This is a genomic window from Spirosoma rhododendri (assembly GCF_012849055.1).
Classification (GTDB): Bacteria; Bacteroidota; Bacteroidia; order Cytophagales; family Spirosomataceae; genus Spirosoma; species Spirosoma rhododendri.
The window spans coordinates 255,642-273,728 of sequence record NZ_CP051677.1 but is presented as its reverse complement, the minus strand read 5'-3'; the positions used below and the strand labels follow the sequence as shown (position 1 = coordinate 273,728).

At 55.6% G+C, this 18,087-nt stretch carries 13 protein-coding genes; 6 read left to right on the top strand and 7 right to left on the bottom strand.

Going from position 1 to position 18,087, the window contains the following annotated elements:
- Window positions 1-58 precede the first annotated feature (58 nt).
- From HH216_RS01085 to HH216_RS01075, 3 genes are all read right to left on the bottom strand, one after another.
- A complete protein-coding gene (locus HH216_RS01085) occupies window positions 59-433 on the bottom strand; it encodes a response regulator (RefSeq protein ID WP_169549110.1) in 375 nt (124 codons plus the stop codon).
- Between the two features lie 8 nt (window positions 434-441).
- Window positions 442-2,577, bottom strand: a complete 2,136-nt coding sequence (locus HH216_RS01080) for a sensor histidine kinase (protein ID WP_169549109.1) — start codon at window positions 2,575-2,577, stop codon at window positions 442-444.
- 247 nt (window positions 2,578-2,824) lie between these two features.
- Entirely contained in the window at window positions 2,825-3,022 is a 198-nt protein-coding gene (locus tag HH216_RS01075; protein WP_169549108.1) for a hypothetical protein, read from the bottom strand.
- Window positions 3,023-3,083: 61 nt separating this feature from the next.
- Between HH216_RS01075 and HH216_RS01070 the strand changes: the two genes are divergently transcribed.
- Window positions 3,084-3,578: an NADH-quinone oxidoreductase subunit C gene (locus tag HH216_RS01070; protein WP_169549107.1), complete on the top strand. Its 495-nt coding sequence runs from the start codon at window positions 3,084-3,086 to the stop codon at window positions 3,576-3,578.
- A 232-nt stretch (window positions 3,579-3,810) separates the two neighbouring features.
- Window positions 3,811-5,475: a hypothetical protein gene (locus HH216_RS01065; protein WP_169549106.1), complete on the top strand. Its 1,665-nt coding sequence runs from the start codon at window positions 3,811-3,813 to the stop codon at window positions 5,473-5,475.
- A gap of 92 nt (window positions 5,476-5,567) precedes the next feature.
- Here HH216_RS01065 and HH216_RS01060 read toward each other — a convergent pair whose 3' ends face one another.
- Both HH216_RS01060 and HH216_RS01055 read right to left on the bottom strand, forming a co-directional pair.
- Window positions 5,568-7,004: a SusD/RagB family nutrient-binding outer membrane lipoprotein gene (locus HH216_RS01060; protein WP_169549105.1), complete on the bottom strand. Its 1,437-nt coding sequence runs from the start codon at window positions 7,002-7,004 to the stop codon at window positions 5,568-5,570.
- 180 nt (window positions 7,005-7,184) lie between these two features.
- A complete protein-coding gene (locus HH216_RS01055) occupies window positions 7,185-10,346 on the bottom strand; it encodes a SusC/RagA family TonB-linked outer membrane protein (protein ID WP_169549104.1) in 3,162 nt (1,053 codons plus the stop codon).
- 240 nt (window positions 10,347-10,586) lie between these two features.
- Here HH216_RS01055 and HH216_RS01050 point away from each other — a divergent pair, with 240 nt between their 5' ends.
- Window positions 10,587-11,738, top strand: coding sequence for a BamA/TamA family outer membrane protein (locus HH216_RS01050; RefSeq protein ID WP_254448630.1), 1,152 nt, complete (start codon window positions 10,587-10,589; stop codon window positions 11,736-11,738).
- 298 nt (window positions 11,739-12,036) lie between these two features.
- Complete coding sequence (locus HH216_RS01045) at window positions 12,037-13,464, top strand: tetratricopeptide repeat protein (RefSeq protein WP_169549103.1); 1,428 nt, start codon at window positions 12,037-12,039, stop codon at window positions 13,462-13,464.
- 390 nt (window positions 13,465-13,854) lie between these two features.
- Here the strand turns inward: HH216_RS01045 and HH216_RS01040 are convergent, their stop codons facing one another.
- Window positions 13,855-14,232 carry a YtxH domain-containing protein gene (locus HH216_RS01040; RefSeq protein WP_169549102.1) on the bottom strand — a complete coding sequence of 126 codons (378 nt, stop codon included), beginning with the start codon at window positions 14,230-14,232 and terminating at the stop codon, window positions 13,855-13,857.
- 411 nt (window positions 14,233-14,643) lie between these two features.
- The gene (glmM, locus tag HH216_RS01035) at window positions 14,644-16,041 is read right to left on the bottom strand and encodes a phosphoglucosamine mutase (RefSeq protein ID WP_169549101.1); all 1,398 of its coding nucleotides are present in this window, start codon (window positions 16,039-16,041) and stop codon (window positions 14,644-14,646) included.
- Window positions 16,042-16,496: 455 nt separating this feature from the next.
- Between glmM and HH216_RS01030 the strand changes: the two genes are divergently transcribed.
- The gene (locus HH216_RS01030; protein WP_169549100.1) at window positions 16,497-17,906 is read left to right on the top strand and encodes an OFA family MFS transporter; all 1,410 of its coding nucleotides are present in this window, start codon (window positions 16,497-16,499) and stop codon (window positions 17,904-17,906) included.
- A gap of 12 nt (window positions 17,907-17,918) precedes the next feature.
- Window positions 17,919-18,038, top strand: a complete 120-nt coding sequence (locus tag HH216_RS27040; RefSeq protein ID WP_456300617.1) for an MFS transporter small subunit — start codon at window positions 17,919-17,921, stop codon at window positions 18,036-18,038.
- The last annotated feature ends 49 nt before the right edge of the window (window positions 18,039-18,087 follow it).

Sequence of the window (18,087 nt, the reverse complement as noted above, 5' to 3'; positions counted from 1 at the left end):
TTTAAGGTCTGAGGGCTGACGTTTAAAGTACGGGACCGATAACCTTGACCTGTAAACGTTAAACCACATTATACTGGGCCAGTATAGTTTTTAGACGGTTGAAATTAACCGGTTTCGTGAGGAAGTCGTCAGCACCGAGTGCGCGGGCCTGCTCCTGATTTTGCGCGTCGCCGTAGGCCGATACCATCAGCACGGCGGGTGGAAGTTGTGGGTGTTGCGCCCGGATTCGGCGCAGGAGTTCCAGCCCATCCATGCCGGGCATGTTAATATCAGACAGGATCAGCACCAGGGCCGACTCGGCCAGTCGTTGCAGGGCTTCTTCGCCCGAATAGGCAAAAATCAACTCAATGTTACCGTCGCGAATTTCACGGCGGAACCGTTGTTCAAAAAGTGGACGTACATCTGGCTCATCATCGACAATCATAATCTTCATAGTAGTCACTAGCTTACAGGGAGGGGTATCTGAAGGGAAAATTCCGTATAGACATCGGGTTGACTATCGACAGAAAGCTGCCCGCCGTGCCCGTTGGTAATAATATCGTAACTGATCGACAATCCCAGTCCAGTTCCTTGTCCGGTTGGTTTTGTCGTGAAAAAAGGTTGAAAAATCTTGTCCTGCACGGCGGGGGGAATTCCCGGTCCGTTGTCGCGTATCGTCAGCCGCACGTAGGTCGCTGTGTGCCGGGTGCAGACCGCTATGGTTGGTATAAAGCCGTTTTCGGCTAACCGGGCTTTCTGCTGCACGGCGTAAAACGCGTTGTTGAGCAGGTTGAGGAGCACCCGGCCAATGTCCTGCGGCACAATCAACACGGGGGGCAGGGCCGGATCATAGTCGGTCTGCAATTGTGCTGTAAACGACCGGTCTTTGGTCCGAATACCCTGATAAGATAGCCGCAGATATTCGTCGGCCAGCGTGTTAAGGTCGGTGAGTTCGAGCTGTCCCGTCTCGGCGCGGGCGTGCTGGAGCATGTTGCGCACGATGTCGGACGCCCGCTGCCCGTTCTGCACGATATACGCCAGATTGGTCCTGATGTCGCTCGACAGTGTCGATACGGTGTCAGTATCGCCCGTTTGCAAGCCGTCGTTCAGTTCGTCGACCAGTTCGACCGATACTTCGGCGAAGTTATTGACGAAGTTAAGTGGGTTCTGAATTTCGTGGGCGATGCTGGCCGTCAGTTCGCCCAGACTGGCGAGCTTTTCCTGCTGCACAAGCTGTTCCTGCGTCTGGCGCAGCGAAGCAAGCGCTACCTGAAGATCGTCTTCCCGGGCGTTGATTTCAGTGGTGCGTTCCTGCACCCGGAATTCGAGTTCGGCATTCTGCCGTTCGACTAGTCTCCGATTTTCGTCGGCAAGCCGAAGTTGTTCGCTGATAGCTTCGTCTTCCTTCTCTTTCAGCAGGTTGACTTTGTAGGTCAGGGCCAGTGCGGACAGGATGATCTCAATACCGGAACCGATATAAAGGCTGTTTCTGGCCCAGAAGGTGGGCGGCAGATACCCGAAGGCGTAGGACAGAAACTGAAAGATTGACAGAAAGAAAATCAGGTTGCCGATGCTGTAGAAAAGGGCGGGCCGAAACCCGTGCCGAAGCGCGAAAACACCCGCCCCGACGCTGAACAAGCCCTCGATCAGTGCAAGCACGGGTATGAGGTCAGTGGGGCTACCCAACTGCCCCCTGGTCGCTATAGTAGACGCGAGCAGCACAATGCCGATCAGGTACAAACCCGCCACGAACAGCCCAACCCGGTAGAAACGGGGGGAGAGCTGGCGAAGGCGCAGAAACTCGACCGTAAACAGGATGTGCAGTATCCCCGTAAGGCCGCCGATGACGCTGCCGTACCGGCTGAGCGACGGGTCGGACGCCCAGAGGAACTCGGTCACAAAGCCCCGGTACAGGGCTAGCTGCAAGCCGATAAACAATACCCAGATGGCATAAAACAGCGTATCGCGTTCGCCGAGCCGGGTGTAGAGAAACAAACTGTACAGGATAACAATCAGGATAAATCCGTAATAAATCCCGTTGAACAGGTCGTCTGAATGGATAGTCCCGAGCAGGGTAGTCGCCGTCTCCGCCCCGAAATACAGTGCCGTCGTGTGAATGCCTTCCATGTACACGTACACTGTGCGGGGCTGACCTTCCGGAAGCTGCATAGGCCAGAACCAGTTGCTGTACCGGAAAGGATTGGCTGATTCCCTAACAAGCGTACCGATCTGCCGGGATGCCACTACGCGCCCATCAGCTACTTCGTAGATTGTCATGCGCTCGGTGCCGCAGTAATCAAAGTGCAGGATAAACGCATCGGCTGACTGGCGCGTCAGGTCGACCCGAAACCAGTAGGCTCGTTGCTGTTCCTGCGGTTTAATCAGCGCGTTGCGGGTCGGTACAAAGGTATAGCGGCCGGGCGTTTGCAGTAAGTCCTGAATCGATACCTGCCCCGGCCGAACCTCCAGCAGCGAACTGGACCGAAACAGATCATACGTTTGGGTGGGGTCGCGCAGGACAATAGGCGTGGCCCCGGCCACCGATAACAGGAGGTAGACGAAAAGACTGCATAGATACGTTCGGGCGTGGAAGGACATAACCCCAAAAGGTGTGCACTTTTGAGACGAATATCAACGATTTTCCGCAGTTAGTGTATCAACGTACGCAGAGGCTGTACGGACGGAAGAAACAGGGTGCGCAGCACCAAGTCAATTTTCTGAGTAGGGGTGCCCATTCGCTGTTGGCTATCAGCTTCAGTGGGGCTTGCACTACGGTGGGCGAGTCGGTAATTTGGCGGCATACGGCCCCTGAATCGTGCTCCGGTCTGTTGAGCCGATGTTGCCATCAAGTCAGTCCATCGGGCTGGTGCAGGGCCGTGCAAGCGGCCAATTCCCACTCCTGACCTTGCCTGATGAAGCTGCGTTCCAACGCTTTGAATCGCCCCTCGATCAGACGCCATAACCGACCCATCAGCGGGGCAGGCTGACGCCGGTTCCGGCCCGTATTGGGCTGGTCGGTGGAGACAGGGGTGGGGCTAGCCAATCCGGTTGCGAAATGCTGTATCTTTGTTTGGTGGGTCCTGTTAGTCGCCCGCCTGATCCCCATGACCTTTTCCGCCATTGTCGACGTACTGACCGATCAGTTCGGAACCGACGTATTCACGACCAATTCACAGGCCATCCAGCCGTTTCTGACCATCCCGACCGAGCGGCTGGTCGATATGTGTCAGTTTCTACGCGACGACGACCGCCTGTTTTTCGATTTACTTGCCTGCGTTACCGCCATCGACAACGGCCCCGACGCAAACACGATGGAGGTAATCTACAACCTGACATCGATTCCGTACGAACATGATCTGATGGTGAAAGTAATGGTGCCACGCAGCGCGGTCGGAAGTAAGTTGCCATCGGTAGCCAGTTTGTCGCATCTGTGGCGTACGGCCGACTGGCACGAGCGCGAAGCCTACGACCTGGTTGGTATCTGGTTTGAGAATCACCCCGACCTGCGCCGGATTCTGATGCCCGCCGATTGGATTGGCCATCCGCTACGGAGAGATTATCAGGAAGAATCTCAGTACCACGGCATTCAAACAAAATGACGGTTTTCGGTTTATGATTTATAGTATTCGGTTGTCGATTTTGCGCTCCGAAGTTTGCCTGGCTGTCATCAATTTCGGGTTCCGTTTACCCCCCAGCCCCCTGAAGGGGGAGTACTCCGCAAATGAACCGCTCCCCCTTCAGGGGGCTGGGGGGTAAACGGAACCTAGCGGATACTGCAAAACCGACAACCGAAAAACCGAATACCGTAAACTGCACTACCGTATACTACACATGCGTTTTCTCACCATACTATTTTGCTCGTTACTACTGTCGGCAAACGTGCTGGCGCAGGTCGACTCGGTAATTGTCAGCGGACGGGTTCGGAATCTGTCGGCCCGGCTCTATCGCGACGCACCGACCGTACTAGTTGGCCGTAACAATATTCTGCAAGCCAGTCGGGAATTGATAAAACCGGCTCCGCTCAACGTCGATGGTACGTTTCGGGTGAGCATTCCGCTAATCTATTCGCAGGAGGAACTCTACTTCACCTACGGCCGTATTTCGACGGCGTTTCTGGCAGCCCCCGGCGCGCTGACGATCGACCTTAACGCCGACTCGCTCTTTACGGCGCGGGTGCCGTTCCGGTTCGGCGGGGTCAATGCGCAGGTCAATCAGCAATATGCCCGGTACAAAGCGTTTGAAGCGGGGTACGCCGATAAGCCGAACGTCAAGAAGCTGTCGGAAGACATCAGCGGCCCAGTTAGTAATACTTCATTCGTACTGCTGAATCAGGCGTTCCAAAAACCATTTCGGGCGTTTGCCGCACAGGAGAAACCGTTTCCGCTGCTGGCCCGCTGGGTTGAGGCAGACAACCGCTACGCTGCCGCCAGTTTTTTATACGATCGCCTGATTGTGGGTGAAGATGAGCGACAACCGCCCGCCCTGAGCGATTCGGTTGGCCTGACGAACGACCTGATCCTGACGGCATCGCGCACGCAGGCCATGAACCGGTTTGCCACCTTTGCCAACCGGCAGATTGTTAGTAAAGCATCGCAACAGGCGCAGCGGGGGCTGGCTGTCGACAAGCTGTCGGGCCTGCTGCTGCGCTATGGAACGAATCTGACCGATGCCGAAAAGGCAAGGTTGCAGCAGTTCGCCGAAACCAACTCCGCCCGCAATGCCGACCTGCGCTTTTTGACCGACTTGGTCCGGCGTAACAACGAAATGATTCAGTCGCTGGTCAACTACGAGTTTCTGATTCAGGAGAGCCGCAAGCAATACGACGATGAACGGCGGGAGTATATGACGGCGTTCTGGCTGGTCAATTCATTCCCGATTCTGACGCTGGCGCAGGATAAGCTGCTCTACGACTATGCCCGCCCGCAACTGACAAACCGGCGGCTGGGACAATCGCTCGACGAACTGTACGCGCTGGAAACCAGAGACAGTGTGGCGATGAAACAGGCCGTTCAGACGCTGGTTGCGAGTAAGGATGTGGCCACCGAACTGGAAGTGTCGCCCGGCGTTTTTGTTACACGCGATAAATTCGGTACGGCCAACGGATCGGACCTGTTCGACAAGGTCATCAACGCCAACCGGGGCAAGGTGATCTATGTGCTGCTGACGTCCAACGAGAGCGAAGCCGGGCGTCAGGCCGCCCTCGACGCGCAACGGCTTCGCAGCACCTACGATGCCCGCGATTTCGCCGTCGTCTACTTACCCATGCTGACTAGTGACGAACAATCCGTGTGGGTTGAAGCCGCTGCCCGCAATAAACTCATTGGCGATCATCTGCTACTGACAAGCGGCCAACTCGACGGGCTGTCGGGTCGGCTCCGCGCAAACGATCTGCCCAGCGCGACGATCATTAACCGCACCGGCAAGGTTATCAAACGCAACGCCCCCCTCCCCGCCGACTTCGATGAAGCCAAGAAAGCGGTGGATAAGGGGCTGTAAGCTGCGCTGGTTTAACGTTTAAGGTCCAATGTTTAAGGTTACCCAGCGGAGCAACCTTAAACATTGGACCTTAAACGTTAAACCAGCATCGCCTACTTCGCCCACCACAGCTTTGTCTGCATGGTGTTGGCACCGCCCATCTGGGTCAGGGCCGTTTTGAAGTTGGCGTTGTTGAGGTTTTCTTCCGACGACGGGTAGGGCAGGCGCGTCGGGATTGCGTTGTTGTTATAATTGATCTTCGGCACCACCAGTGCGGGAATACCTGTCCGGCGATATTCCGTCCAGGCTTCGACACCCTGCCCGAACAGCGCAATCCATTTCTGTTCCAGCACCTGCACCAGCGCATCGTTGCCAGTTTTCAGCGTCGTAGCGGTCAGGTAACTGGCTGGGGCTGTCAGGCCGTAGTAACTCATCGACGCTTTGATACCCTCCTGGTAAGCCGCTGCCGCGTCGCCAGCCGCCGTAACGCCCTTCAGCGCAGCTTCGGCTTTGATGAAGTTCAGTTCGGCATAACTCATCAGTACACCGGGTGTCGTTTCCTGCACGAAGTACGTCCCGATCTTCGACGTTTTTGTCAGGCCGAGTGCACCAGCTTCCGAGTTCGACAGCCCGTTGGGTACGCCCTTATATTCGCCCGTGTCGGCCGCTTTGCTGGCGTAGATGGCCAAGCGTGGGTCGCTCATACCGACGAGTTTATTCATCATCGTGGCACTAACGCGGTGATCGTCGCGGGTGCGCCGGTTTTCGTTGATCGGGTTGTTGCTGGGACGGGCGAGGTAAACAAGCTGCGCTACATCTGAATTCGACGTCATCACCGGGTACTTGGTCGGGTCGCTCAGAATCCGGGTCATTTCGGACTTCGGATCAATGCTCAGCCCCGATTTATTCACCATCCGGTTCAGTAAGCGCAGGCTCAGCGAGTTGGCGAATTTCTTCCACCTGGTCATGTTGGCCGCGAACAGAATGTCGCCTTCGCTCGACACTGTTTTAGTGTTGATCAGGTCGCTGGCAGTTTTCAGATCGGCTACCAGCCCGGCATACACATCTTTCTGCATGTCGAACTTCGGCGCAACAAGACCGCTCGTGGTGCCTTTCAGCGCTTCCGAGTACGGAATATCGCCGTACACGTCGGTCAGAACCGAGTAGACGTACGCCCGCATGATGAGCCCGATGGCCTGATAGTTCTCATTGTTGCCCGCCTGCCCCAGTTCGATGACCTTCTGAAAATCGGCCAGCGATTCGTTGTACAGGTTACGCCAGGGGGTGTCCTGCGTGTCGCTGGTGAAGCTGAACTGGTCGATTTCGGTGTACTGAATCCGGGCCATGTGCTGCGCCCAGTCGTTGCCCACGTCTAAGCCCAACGTGCCGATGACTCCGTTGACGGTCGTGTAGATACCGTGCGGCAGCAGCCGTTCGGCCGGTACGCTGGTCGGGTCGTTGGGGTTGACGTTGGTTTCGTCGAACTTGTTATCGCAGGCGGTGAGGATGCCGAGCGAAAAAGCGAATGAGAGAAAGAGCGATTTCTTCATTGATGTATGTGTGTTTTTAAACACGGAGGAACGGAGATTTCACGGAGTACACGGAGGTCTATTTCTTACGTTGATTCGATGCTGATTCCGTGGTCGGTGGAGACACCGACCACGGGAGTTTGGGAAGCTTTTTCTCTACTTTCTCCGTGCAATCCTCTGTACCTCTGTGTTTAGAAAAAATTAAAGTCCGAAGGTCAGGTTGAAGCCCATGCTGCGGGCCGAGGGGGTGTTGCCGTTCTCGAAGCCCTGCACGTTGCCGTCGCCGTAATAGCTGGTTTCGGGGTCGATGTGCGGGATGTTCTTGTAGAGCAGAGCCAGATTGCGGCCGACGAGCGCGAAGTTGACGTTGTGGAAGGGCGTCCGGCCGAACCACTTCTGCGGAATCGCAAAGCCCAGCCGTACCTCGCGCAGCTTGGCGTAGCTGGCGTCGAAGATGTAATTTTCGTTGACGTTGCGGTTGTAGAAGTTGTGGTAGTAATCGTCGGCATTGGCCACCGCCACCGTGTTGGGCGCGTAGGTAAACGTGCCATCGGCGTTGGCCGTTTCGGTGACGCCCGGCGCTACGATGTTGCCTTCCCGACCCGGCAGCGTTTCGGCCAGTACACCCGTGTACCGCCCGATGTTGATACCCTGCGAGAAGACGTTACCGCCCCAGCGCACGTCGATCAGCGAACTGAGCGTCACCCATTTGTAGCTGAACGTGTTCTGGAAACCGCCCGTCCATTTCGGCATGATATTGCCCACTACTTTCCGGTCCGACGACATGATGGGGTAGCCCTGGCTGTTGATAATCAGGTTGCCGCTGGGGTCGCGCCGGTTGTAAGTGCCGTAGAAGTTGCCGTAGGGGTCGCCGGGCCGCGCTTCCAGAATCACGTTGCGCAGCAGCGAACCCGTGTTGATCTGATACGTCGACAACCCGCCCAGGTCGACTACCAGCGAGCGGTTACGGGCGAAGTTGACACCCACATCCCAGCGGAAGCCGCCCGGCCGCCGGATAACTGCGCCCGACAGCTCAAGTTCGAAGCCGCTGTTGCGGATGCTCCCCGCGTTGATAACGGAGTTGTAGTAGCCCGAACTCTGCGCGACGTTGGCCAGCAGAATCTGGTTCTTCGTGTTCTTGTCGTAGTACGTAAATTCAAATTGCAGCGCGTTGTTGAACAGGCGCGTTTCCAGCCCAAATTCTACCGCCGTCGTGATTTCCGGCTTCAGGTTCTGGTTGTAGATCAGGTTGTTTTCCGAGAAGGTCGTAGTGTTACCCCAGGCCGTTTCGCTGGTGTATACCTGCATCAGGTTGTATGGGTCGGTGTCGTTACCCACCATCGCGTAACCCCCGCGCAGCTTGGCGTAGGTCAGCACGTTGGAGCGCAGATTGAGCATGTCGGTCAGAATGGCGCTGGCCGACACCGAGGGGTAGAAATAACTCCGGTTGTTGGCGGGCAGCGTGCTCGACCAGTCGTTACGGGCCGTCAGGTCGAGGAACAGGTAATCGCGGAACGAGAGCGAAGCTGACCCATACAGGCTGTTCACGCGCTTGTCGGTTTGCCGACCGAAGAGTGCCGGGCGCGACTTGGCGTTGCCGATGTTGTACAGGTTGGGAATCGTCAGCTCCGATGCGTACATGTAGTCGCGCTGGGTGACGTTCCGGCGCTGGTTGCCGCCCACCGATGCCACGACGTGAAAATCGGAGTACCGTTTGTCGGCCGTCAGCAGGAAGTCGCTGTTCGTTTCGCGGACGTACACGATGTCTTCGGTGTAGTCGCCGTTGGGAAGTCCCACGCCCTTCGCCCGTTTGGTGATGCGCCGGTCGTTGGAGAAATCGGTACCCGTACGGCCCGTCAGGCTCAGCCAGTCGGTCAGTTTATAGGTCGCCGTGATGTTGCCGATGATCCGGTCTTTGTCGTTGCCGTATTTGAAGTAGTTCAGCGCGTAAGCCGGGTTGTTCCAATAGTTGGCGTTCCAGTTGCGCTGCTGCGGCCACTGCGACGGGTCGGTGCCTTCCACGACGGGGTTAGCCTTTAGGTCTTCCAGATCGACCTGCCGACCAAACCAGATCCAGTACAGGTTGAGGTTCTGCCGGTTGTCGGAGCCGTCTTTGATGTAGTTGACGCTCGTCCGGACGTTCAGTTTCGGGGTGAAATTCCAGCCTGCGTTCAGCGAAATGTTCTGCCGCTTGTAGTTGGTGTTGGGCAGCATTCCCTTCTGATTCAGGTTGGTGTAGGCAATGCGGAAATCGCCTTTGTCGCTGCCGCCCGTCAGGCCGATGCTATTGGTCGTCGTAACGCCGGTATCGTAGAAATTCTTGACGTTGTCGGGACGCGCAATCCAGGGCGTTGCCGTCCGGACGCCGTTGACGATGGGGGAGTTGTACTGCGGAATCAGCCGCCCGTCGAGCCGGGGGCCCCAGCTTTCATCGACGCCGTCGTTGACGCCACCGCCCAGCCCGTCGACGTACGAAAACTGCCCTTTCAGACCCTGCCCGTATTCGTTCTGGAAATCGGGCAACCGCAGTGGTTTATCGAACGTCGTGTTGGTATTTACCGTTACGCCGATGTTTTTGCTGGCGGCACCGCGCTTGGTCGTGATCAGAATAACGCCGTTGGCCGCCCGCGAACCGTAAAGCGCGGCTGCGTTGGCTCCCTTCAGCACGGAAATATTGTCGATGTCGTCGGGGTTGATCGATGAGGCACCGTTGCCGTAGTCGGTCGTGACGTTGTTGGTGTTGGACGTTGAGCCGGGCGTGACGTTGTAGCTGCCATTATCGATTGGAATCCCGTCGACTACGAACAGCGGCTGGTTATTGCCCCCGATTGAGTTGGCCCCGCGAATCAGAATCCGTGACGATGCGCCTGGAATACCGTTAGTGGCCGTCACCTGCACCCCCGCAATTTTCCCCGACAGGGCATTGACGAGGTTGGTAGGCCGGGCCTGCGTCAGTTCGGCTCCTTTTATTTCCTGTAAGCTGTAGCCCAGCGCTTTTTTATCGCGGGCAATACCGAGGGCCGTCACGACGACTTCCTGCAATTGCGAGGCATCGTCGGCCAGCGTAATCGTAATCTGCGACTGATTGCCCAGCACGAACTCCTGCGTCAGAAACCCGATGTACGAAACGGTCAGCGTCACATTGGGTTCGGCACTGAGCGTAAAGGCACCATCGGCATCAGTTACGGCCCCGACGGTTTTACCTTTCACCAGTACGTTGGCACCGGGCAACCCTTTTCCGTCGGATTTGGCGATAACCCGGCCCGTAATCGTCCGGGCCGATTGGGCCCAGCCAGCCGATTGGGTCAGGAGCCAGCACACAGCCAGTAGCCCCCATAGTTGAACAGTAAAGCGATGTCGCATAGTCAGGATCAGTTAAAAACAGAGACGTATTCAAAATTGTATTCTGCTAATTTATCAAAACTATAGTGCGTATTTTTAACAGTAAAGCAGAATATATTCGTCAATTATGAATTATTTTAAAATAATATTGGGTTAATGCTATTTTAACAAAAAGTCCTGCGCACGAAACAATTGGTGGTACGGATCGTATGAGTATAGAGACGTATAGGCTACTGTTGGCCAGATCAACACCACACAGCAATGAGCAGAACCGGTAATCTGGCGAGAATGATGCGCGTTGGCTGGTGCCTTGGGCTGCTGATAGCCGGTACCGGATCGGCGGGGGCTCAGAACATCGTTACGAGGCTGTACAACCGGTTTCTGAACGATACGACTGCATCAAATCAGCCCCATCTGGCCCTGTATCCGACGCTGGCCTACGCGCCCGAAACCAGTCTCGAACTGGGCGTATCGGCTCTGTACCTGTACCACGCCAACAACGATACGGTCAACAATCGGCTGAGTGAATTGCAGGCGTTTGGGTTTTTTACGCTGCTGGGGCAATACGGTCTGAACCTCGACAATACCGTCTTTGGCGATCACGACCGCTGGTATTTTCTGGGCCGGGCGCGGTTTCAGCGGTTTCCACTGCTCTATTACGGAATCGGCCCCGACGCCCACACCGACAATCCAGCCACGGTCGACGCGTTCTCGATTCAGGCGCGGCAGCGGGTCATGCGCCGGATTCGACCTAATCTATTCGGTGGGCTGGCCGTCGATTTGCAGCACCTGAGCCGGGTTGAGTTTCAGCAGCCGGAGGGTACACCGCTCGACCTGCCACGCGGTAGTACGGGGAGCACCAATCTGGGGTTGGGCGTGGGCCTGATTTACGACAGTCGCCCTAACGTGCTCAACGCCCGGCAAGGTGCGTTCGCCGAACTGACGTATCTCAATTACCACCCGACGCGGGGCAGCACCTACACGTTTTCCAACATCGTGGCCGATGTGCGGCTGTACAAAACAGTCCGTACCAATCAGGTGCTGGCCTGGCAGGCATACGGCGTGCTGGCCGGGGGCGACGCTCCGTTCAACCAACTGGCTTTGCTGGGTGGCGAAACCATTATGCGGGGTTATTACATGGGCCGTTACCGCGACAAGGTTCATGCGGCCACGCAGCTCGAATATCGCTGGCTGCCGTTCTGGTTCAGCAAGCGGGTCGGCGCGGCTGTATTCGCGGCCGTCGGCACAGTGGCCCCGTCGGTGAGGGAGCTGAGTTTCAGTAACCTGCTGCCAGCCGGTGGAGCCGGGGTACGGTATCTGCTGTTCAAAAAGAAAGACGTTTTCCTGCGCTTCGACGTTGGGTTCACCCGCGAAGGCCCCGGCTTTTACATCCTGACCGGCGAATCGTTTTAAGCCTGTCGCGCTACACTCCCCCGACGCTACGCCAGTACCGCATACTACAGTTGCAGCTTATTCACTACGTAGCCTGTGGATTATGCCGTATTTTTAGCCCACTCGGTCTTTGTGACAGCCTGTTTACCCCCAGCCCCCTGAAGGGGGAGCACTACGCAAATGAACCGCTCCCCCTTCAGGGGGCTGGGGGTAAACAGACTAGCACTAAACAGCCCTGATATTCAGTGGGCTGCCGGGTAAACGGACTGTCGAAATCGACCAAACAAAAAACCTGACCCCTGTTTATTACTCTTTTCGTATGAAATACTGTCTACTGCTTTGTAGTTGGCTCATAGTCAGTCTGTCGCTTCAGGCGCAGAATGCCCGAACCCCTGTCGAAGCCGCCCGTTTTATTAAGCTGGGCAATACGCTGCGCATGGTCGACCGGCCGCAACAGGCTATCGATCTGCTACAGCGGGCCATACCGGCCGTTCAGCAAAAAGATCTTACGCAGGAAGCAATTGCTTACGAAAACCTGGGTTACGCGTATACCGAGCTGGAAAACACCAGAGAAGCCGTTCGGTACTTTCAAAAAGCCACGGCGCTGTACCAGAAGCTGGGCTTTACGGCTAGTGAAGCGGCTATGCGTCAGCTAACAAACGAAGCCGCCGGGAAAGACCTCTACGCCGGTATTGATATTGGCGCGTCGGGGGTGAAGCTGGCCATTTTCCGTACGACTTACGACAATGGCTTCTACGCAAAAGATATTCGCTCGAAGCCGCTTGCGCCCAACGTGACGCTGGTGTCGGGTACAGCGCAGGCGTTCGACGCGGGGCGCGATGTGATGAAAGCCTACCTCGACTCGATCCGTCATTACAACATTAGCCCGGAGCGGGTTTATATGGCGTTCAGTAGCGGTATCAACGAGTCGCTGGGGAAGACACCGGAAAAGAAAAAGAAGCTGTATGAATTGCTGACGGGACTGGTCACGACCGAATTGCCAAACGGCAAAAGTATGCCTATTGACACGACGCTTACGGCCGCCCGCGAGGCTGAACTGTTTATGGTCGGTACGATTCCCCGTAAATTCTGGGCGTCGACATCCTGCATCGACATCGGTAGTGGCAATACAAAGGGCGGCTACTACGACGGCAGCGGGCAATTTCGATCGATCAGCTTTCCGTTCGGTACCAAAACGCTGGCGGCTCAGATCGACAACAAACGGTCACTCGATATTACTGGGTACAAAGAAGAAGCGCTGAAAGCCATCCGCCCCCTGACCGACACGACAATCAATCTGGAGTTTAATACGGCGAGTCCGGGTTTGCAGCAGCGCAAAACAGTGGCGTTCGGTGGGGGAATTGCCTGGGCCATGACCGCGTACCTTCACCCCGAGCGGGCCGGTACGACGGCCGTTCCGCTGACGCAGGGTGATGTTGACCGGTTTCGGCAACTGGCTCTCAATGATTATCAGGCGTTGATCCACCCCGACCTGAGCAACCTGACCGACCCCGTGATCCGCCGAAAAGCGGAAGCTGATCTGGCGAACGCACAGAATCAGTTCAACGAAAAACAAATCATCGCCGGAGCCTTGCTGCTCGACGCTATTGTCCGGGCCTACAGCAATACATCGGTGCCGAAGCGGTTCGTTTTTATCCGCGATTCCGATATCGGCTGGGTGACGGGTAAGTTTATGGAACAACTCAATCAGAACTATGAACGCGCCGTCGCTAAGGGGGCGCAGTAAGTAGTTTTACAGTGCTCATTGTGAGGAATTATACATACGGCGTAAGCAGACCACAACATCGGGCAATATTATCCACAAATTCAGTAGACTACCGTAGCGTGTGGTAACTCATACAAACTTTAAAGTTCTGATATACAGATTTTTAAAGTTTGTATTTTCAGAGTGGCATGGTTTTGACCAATATGATTATCTGCACAGACAGTGTTGGATGAAGCAAACTAAACGCTGTCCCCCTTTCTGATTGACTCAACGATATGAACGGCCCCACTTTCACCCGAAAGATGGGGCCTCTTTTTGGGTAACGGTTAATTGGTAAAACGCAAAAAAGCGGCTGGCTCCGTAGAGTCAGCCGCTTCCATTTTCATAGCGTTGAGTCGTGTTGCGTGCTGATTAGTTGAGTTTCAGCGCGTCTTCTACTTTGTTGACACCCGACTTCGTAGCGTCGGCTGCATCTTCAACTTTATCGTTATAATTCGATTTCGCGCGCTCCTGGTTGTACTGCGATTTAACGTCAGCCTTCACCTCATTAGCTTTGTCCTGCGCTTTATCAGCCAGATTGTTTGCTTTGTCTTTTACTTCATCAGCTTTTGCTTCAGCCTGACCAAGTAAGCTGCTGAACTGCGATTTTACATCGGCAACACCCTCGTCCCACTGATTCTGAAGATCACTGATGCCTTCGCTCAGCTTCTGGCGGGTGTCTTTACCGCTACGTGGTGCTGTCAGATAACCAATGGCAAGACCTGCAAGTACTCCTCTAATAAAACCCATGATCGTGTGTGTTTAAGTTGTTTGGGATCTGACTACAGAGTGGTAAAAACTGTGCCAGTAAGAAGTGTTTATAGAGTAATGTGCTAACTGTCAGAATGTTACTTGGTGAAAACGGAACGTAGTAGGTGTGCCGGAAAGTGGGTAGCTGAGTAGGTTTCTCCACAGAATAGGGGCCAGCGTGGGGCGATTGTGTATCCTGTGTTCTGTGTATCCTGACGCGCTTATGTAGCCTGGACGTCCACGTCCGGGTGGCCGTTAGGCCAACTATGTAAGGCGGTAGCTTTGTGGGCCGCTTCGCGTCCACCCGGACGTGGACGTCCAGGCTACACATACACGCCAGGCTACACAGAACACATAAAAAAAGCGGGTTACTTACTAGAGCAACCCGCCTGATAATAGAACCGTGAGAAACTACCGCTTCTCCGCGATTACCTCCCGAATATCGTTAATGATTTTTCCGGCCAGATGATCGGCTGTGGCCAGCGTGTCGGATTCGGAATAAATACGGATGATCGGCTCGGTATTGGACCGGCGCAGGTGAACCCACTCGCGGTCAAATTCGATTTTTACGCCATCAATGGTGCTGATCGGGTTGCGGGCATACCGGGATTTGATCCGGTCCAGCAGCGCGTCGACGTCGATATCGGGCGTTAGTTCGATCTTATTTTTCGAGATGTAAAAGTTCGGGTACGTCCGGCGGAGCATCGATGCCGACTTGCCGGATTTCGCCAGCTGAGTCAGGAACAGGGCGATGCCCACCAGTGCGTCGCGGCCGTAGTGCAGGTCGGGGTAAATGATACCGCCGTTTCCTTCGCCACCGATAACGGCGTTGCTTTCCTTCATCAACTCGACCACGTTGACTTCGCCCACCGCCGATGCAAAGTAGCTGCCACCGGCTTTTTCGGTGATTACGCGCAACGCTACCGTACTCGACAGGTTCGACACCGTATTGCCAACGCCACCCGTACGCAGCACATAATCGGCCACGGCCACCAGCGTATATTCTTCACCGAACGGCGACCCGTCTTCGCAGATCAGCGCCAGCCGGTCGACGTCGGGATCGACAACGATGCCGAGGTCGGCGTTGCCGCGCTCCATCTCCTTGATAATGTCGCGCAGGTTTTCGGGTAGTGGCTCGGGGTTGTGGGCAAAGTTACCGGTCGGTTCGCAGTGTAGTTTCGTTACCTGCTCAACACCCAGCGCTTCCAGCAGCATCGGTACGGCCAGGCCACCGGTGGAATTGACTGCATCGACAACGACGCGGAAATTCCGGGCGGCAACAGCGTCGCGATCGACCAGGGTCAGGGCCAGAATCTGGTCGATGTGTCGGCGGAGCCAGGTGTCGTCGGTCCGGTATTTTCCCAGTTTGCGTACGTCAGCGTACTCGATGGCGTCGGTATCGGCCAGGGCCAGCACTTCGGCACCGTCCTGAGCCGAAATAAACTCACCCGCTTCGTTGAGCAGCTTAAGCGCGTTCCACTGGATCGGGTTGTGGCTGGCCGTCAGAATAATACCGCCAGCGGCCTGTTCGCCAACAACCGCAACTTCAACGGTTGGCGTTGTGGAGAGGCCGAGGTCCAGCACATCGAGGCCGAGGCCCTGTAAGGTTGCTGCTACCAGTTTGGCAACCAGCTCACCCGACAGCCGCCCATCGCGACCGATGACAACCGTTGTCAGTGCTGGGTTGCGCTGTCGTAACCACTGGCTAAAAGCTGCCGTGAATTTAACAACGTCTGGCGGGGTCAGGCCGTCGCCACTGCGTCCACCAATGGTCCCCCGAATGCCGGAAATGGATTTGATTAGGGTCACAATAGGGAATCAGATAAGTAAGAAGTACAAAGCAACAAAGATACAGGTCAAGCTACTGGCGACAACGCCCTACAGACAAATAAGTTGATCTGATTGATCGGTTTACTACTTAAACGGTACCATTCCCGCTAGTTCTGTACCGGTCGGCAGACGCTGTCCGGACAGGTGGCAACCATGAGTTTTACGGGCTGTCCGGCGCGGAAAGTACAGACGTCACAGGTATATATTTGCTAAATTGATATAGAAAATAGGCCCTGATTTTGAACTGAGGGCACCTCCCCAAATTTCCGGCTTCATCGGCTGAACCTTGTGCTCTATTATTCTTTTATATTCACCAGATCAAAGAAAAGTTGACTTATAAGGAGGAAAAAATGTTTTAAACCTAGATGTGCTGCGTTAGTCACGCACGTACTCTCTGTAACTGAGTAACACCTTAACCAACACAAACACGTAAAATGGCATTCTTATCATTTCTCGACCGGGAAAAATCAGTAGCTGGTCCGGGCTATAGTCGCTGGCTGTTTCCCCCCGCTGCCCTGGCTGTTCACATGTGCATCGGACAGGCCTACGGGCTCAGCGTATTCAACATTCCGCTCTCGAAACTGATCGGTATCGATCAACCGGCCCCCGACGACTGGCCACTCTCGGCAACGGTGCAGGGGTTCAACTTTGCCTTCTTTTTTCTGGGCGTATCGGCGGCAATTTTCGGCAAATGGGTGGAGCGGAGCGGTCCGCGCAAAACCATGCTTGTGGCCGCCATCTGCTTCGCCAGTGGCTTCATGGTGTCGGCGCTGGGCGTAAAGATTCACAGCCTACCGCTATTCATCGGCGGTTATGGCGTATTGGGTGGTATCGGTCTGGGACTGGGGTATATCTCGCCTGTTTCGACGCTCATCAAGTGGTTTCCCGACCGGCCCGGCATGGCAACGGGAATGGCCATTATGGGCTTTGGCGGTGGTGCCATGATTGGCTCCCCGCTGGCTGTCGCGCTGATGAAGTACTATGCAACGCCCACGTCGATGGGCGTGTGGCAGACGCTGGTAACGATGGGCCTTATTTACTTCTGCTTCATGATGTTCGGGGTACTCATCGCCCGCGTACCACCCGCCAACTGGAAACCGGCGGGCTGGGTGCCCGCTGTCAATTCCGGCAACAAGATGATTGCCACGGCCAGTGTTACGGCCGACAATGCCATCAAAACCCCGCAGTTCTGGCTGCTGTGGGGCGTACTCTGCCTGAACGTGACGGCCGGTATCGGGGTGTTGTCGCAGGCATCGCCCATGATTCAGGAAGTGTTTTCCGACGTACGAATGGGCGTGGGCAAAGGCATCACGGCTGAAGCCGCTGCGGGTTTCGTGGGGCTGCTGAGCCTTTTCAACCTCGCCGGGCGGTTTTTCTGGTCGTCGCTGTCCGACAAAACCGGGCGCAAAACGATCTATATGGTGTACCTCGGACTGGGTGCAGTGTTGTATGCGCTCATTGGCTCGACGGCTACGATCGGGCTGTTCGTGGGCATCTTCTGCATTATTCTGTCGATGTACGGCGCGGGTTTTGCCACCATTCCGGCCTACCTGCGCGACATGTTCGGTACGTTGCAGGTGGGGGCTATTCACGGTCGATTACTGACGGCCTGGAGCACGGCGGCTATCCTGGGGCCTAACATCGTCACCTCCCTGCGGGAGCACTACATCGAGAGCGGCAAAGCGGCCGGGCTGGCCGAGAACGTGGCCAAAGCCAACGCCTACAACACGACCATGTACATCATGGCATCGCTGCTGGTGGTCGGGTTTATCTGCAACCTGCTGGTAAAACCCGTAGCCGCGAAATACCAGGTCAAACCCGAAGAAAAACCCGTAATCGCTTAGGCCAACTTAGCCATGAACGAAGAAAAAAGCACCCCGACGCTGCGCATTGCTTTGGCCTGGATTTTTGTCAGTATCCCGCTGCTGTGGGGCGTTTCGCAGACGATCATCAAAGCACTGGCGTTGTTTAAATAATCGATAGTGAACCTACCCCAACCCGTTGAGAGGCTATTTGGGGTAGGTT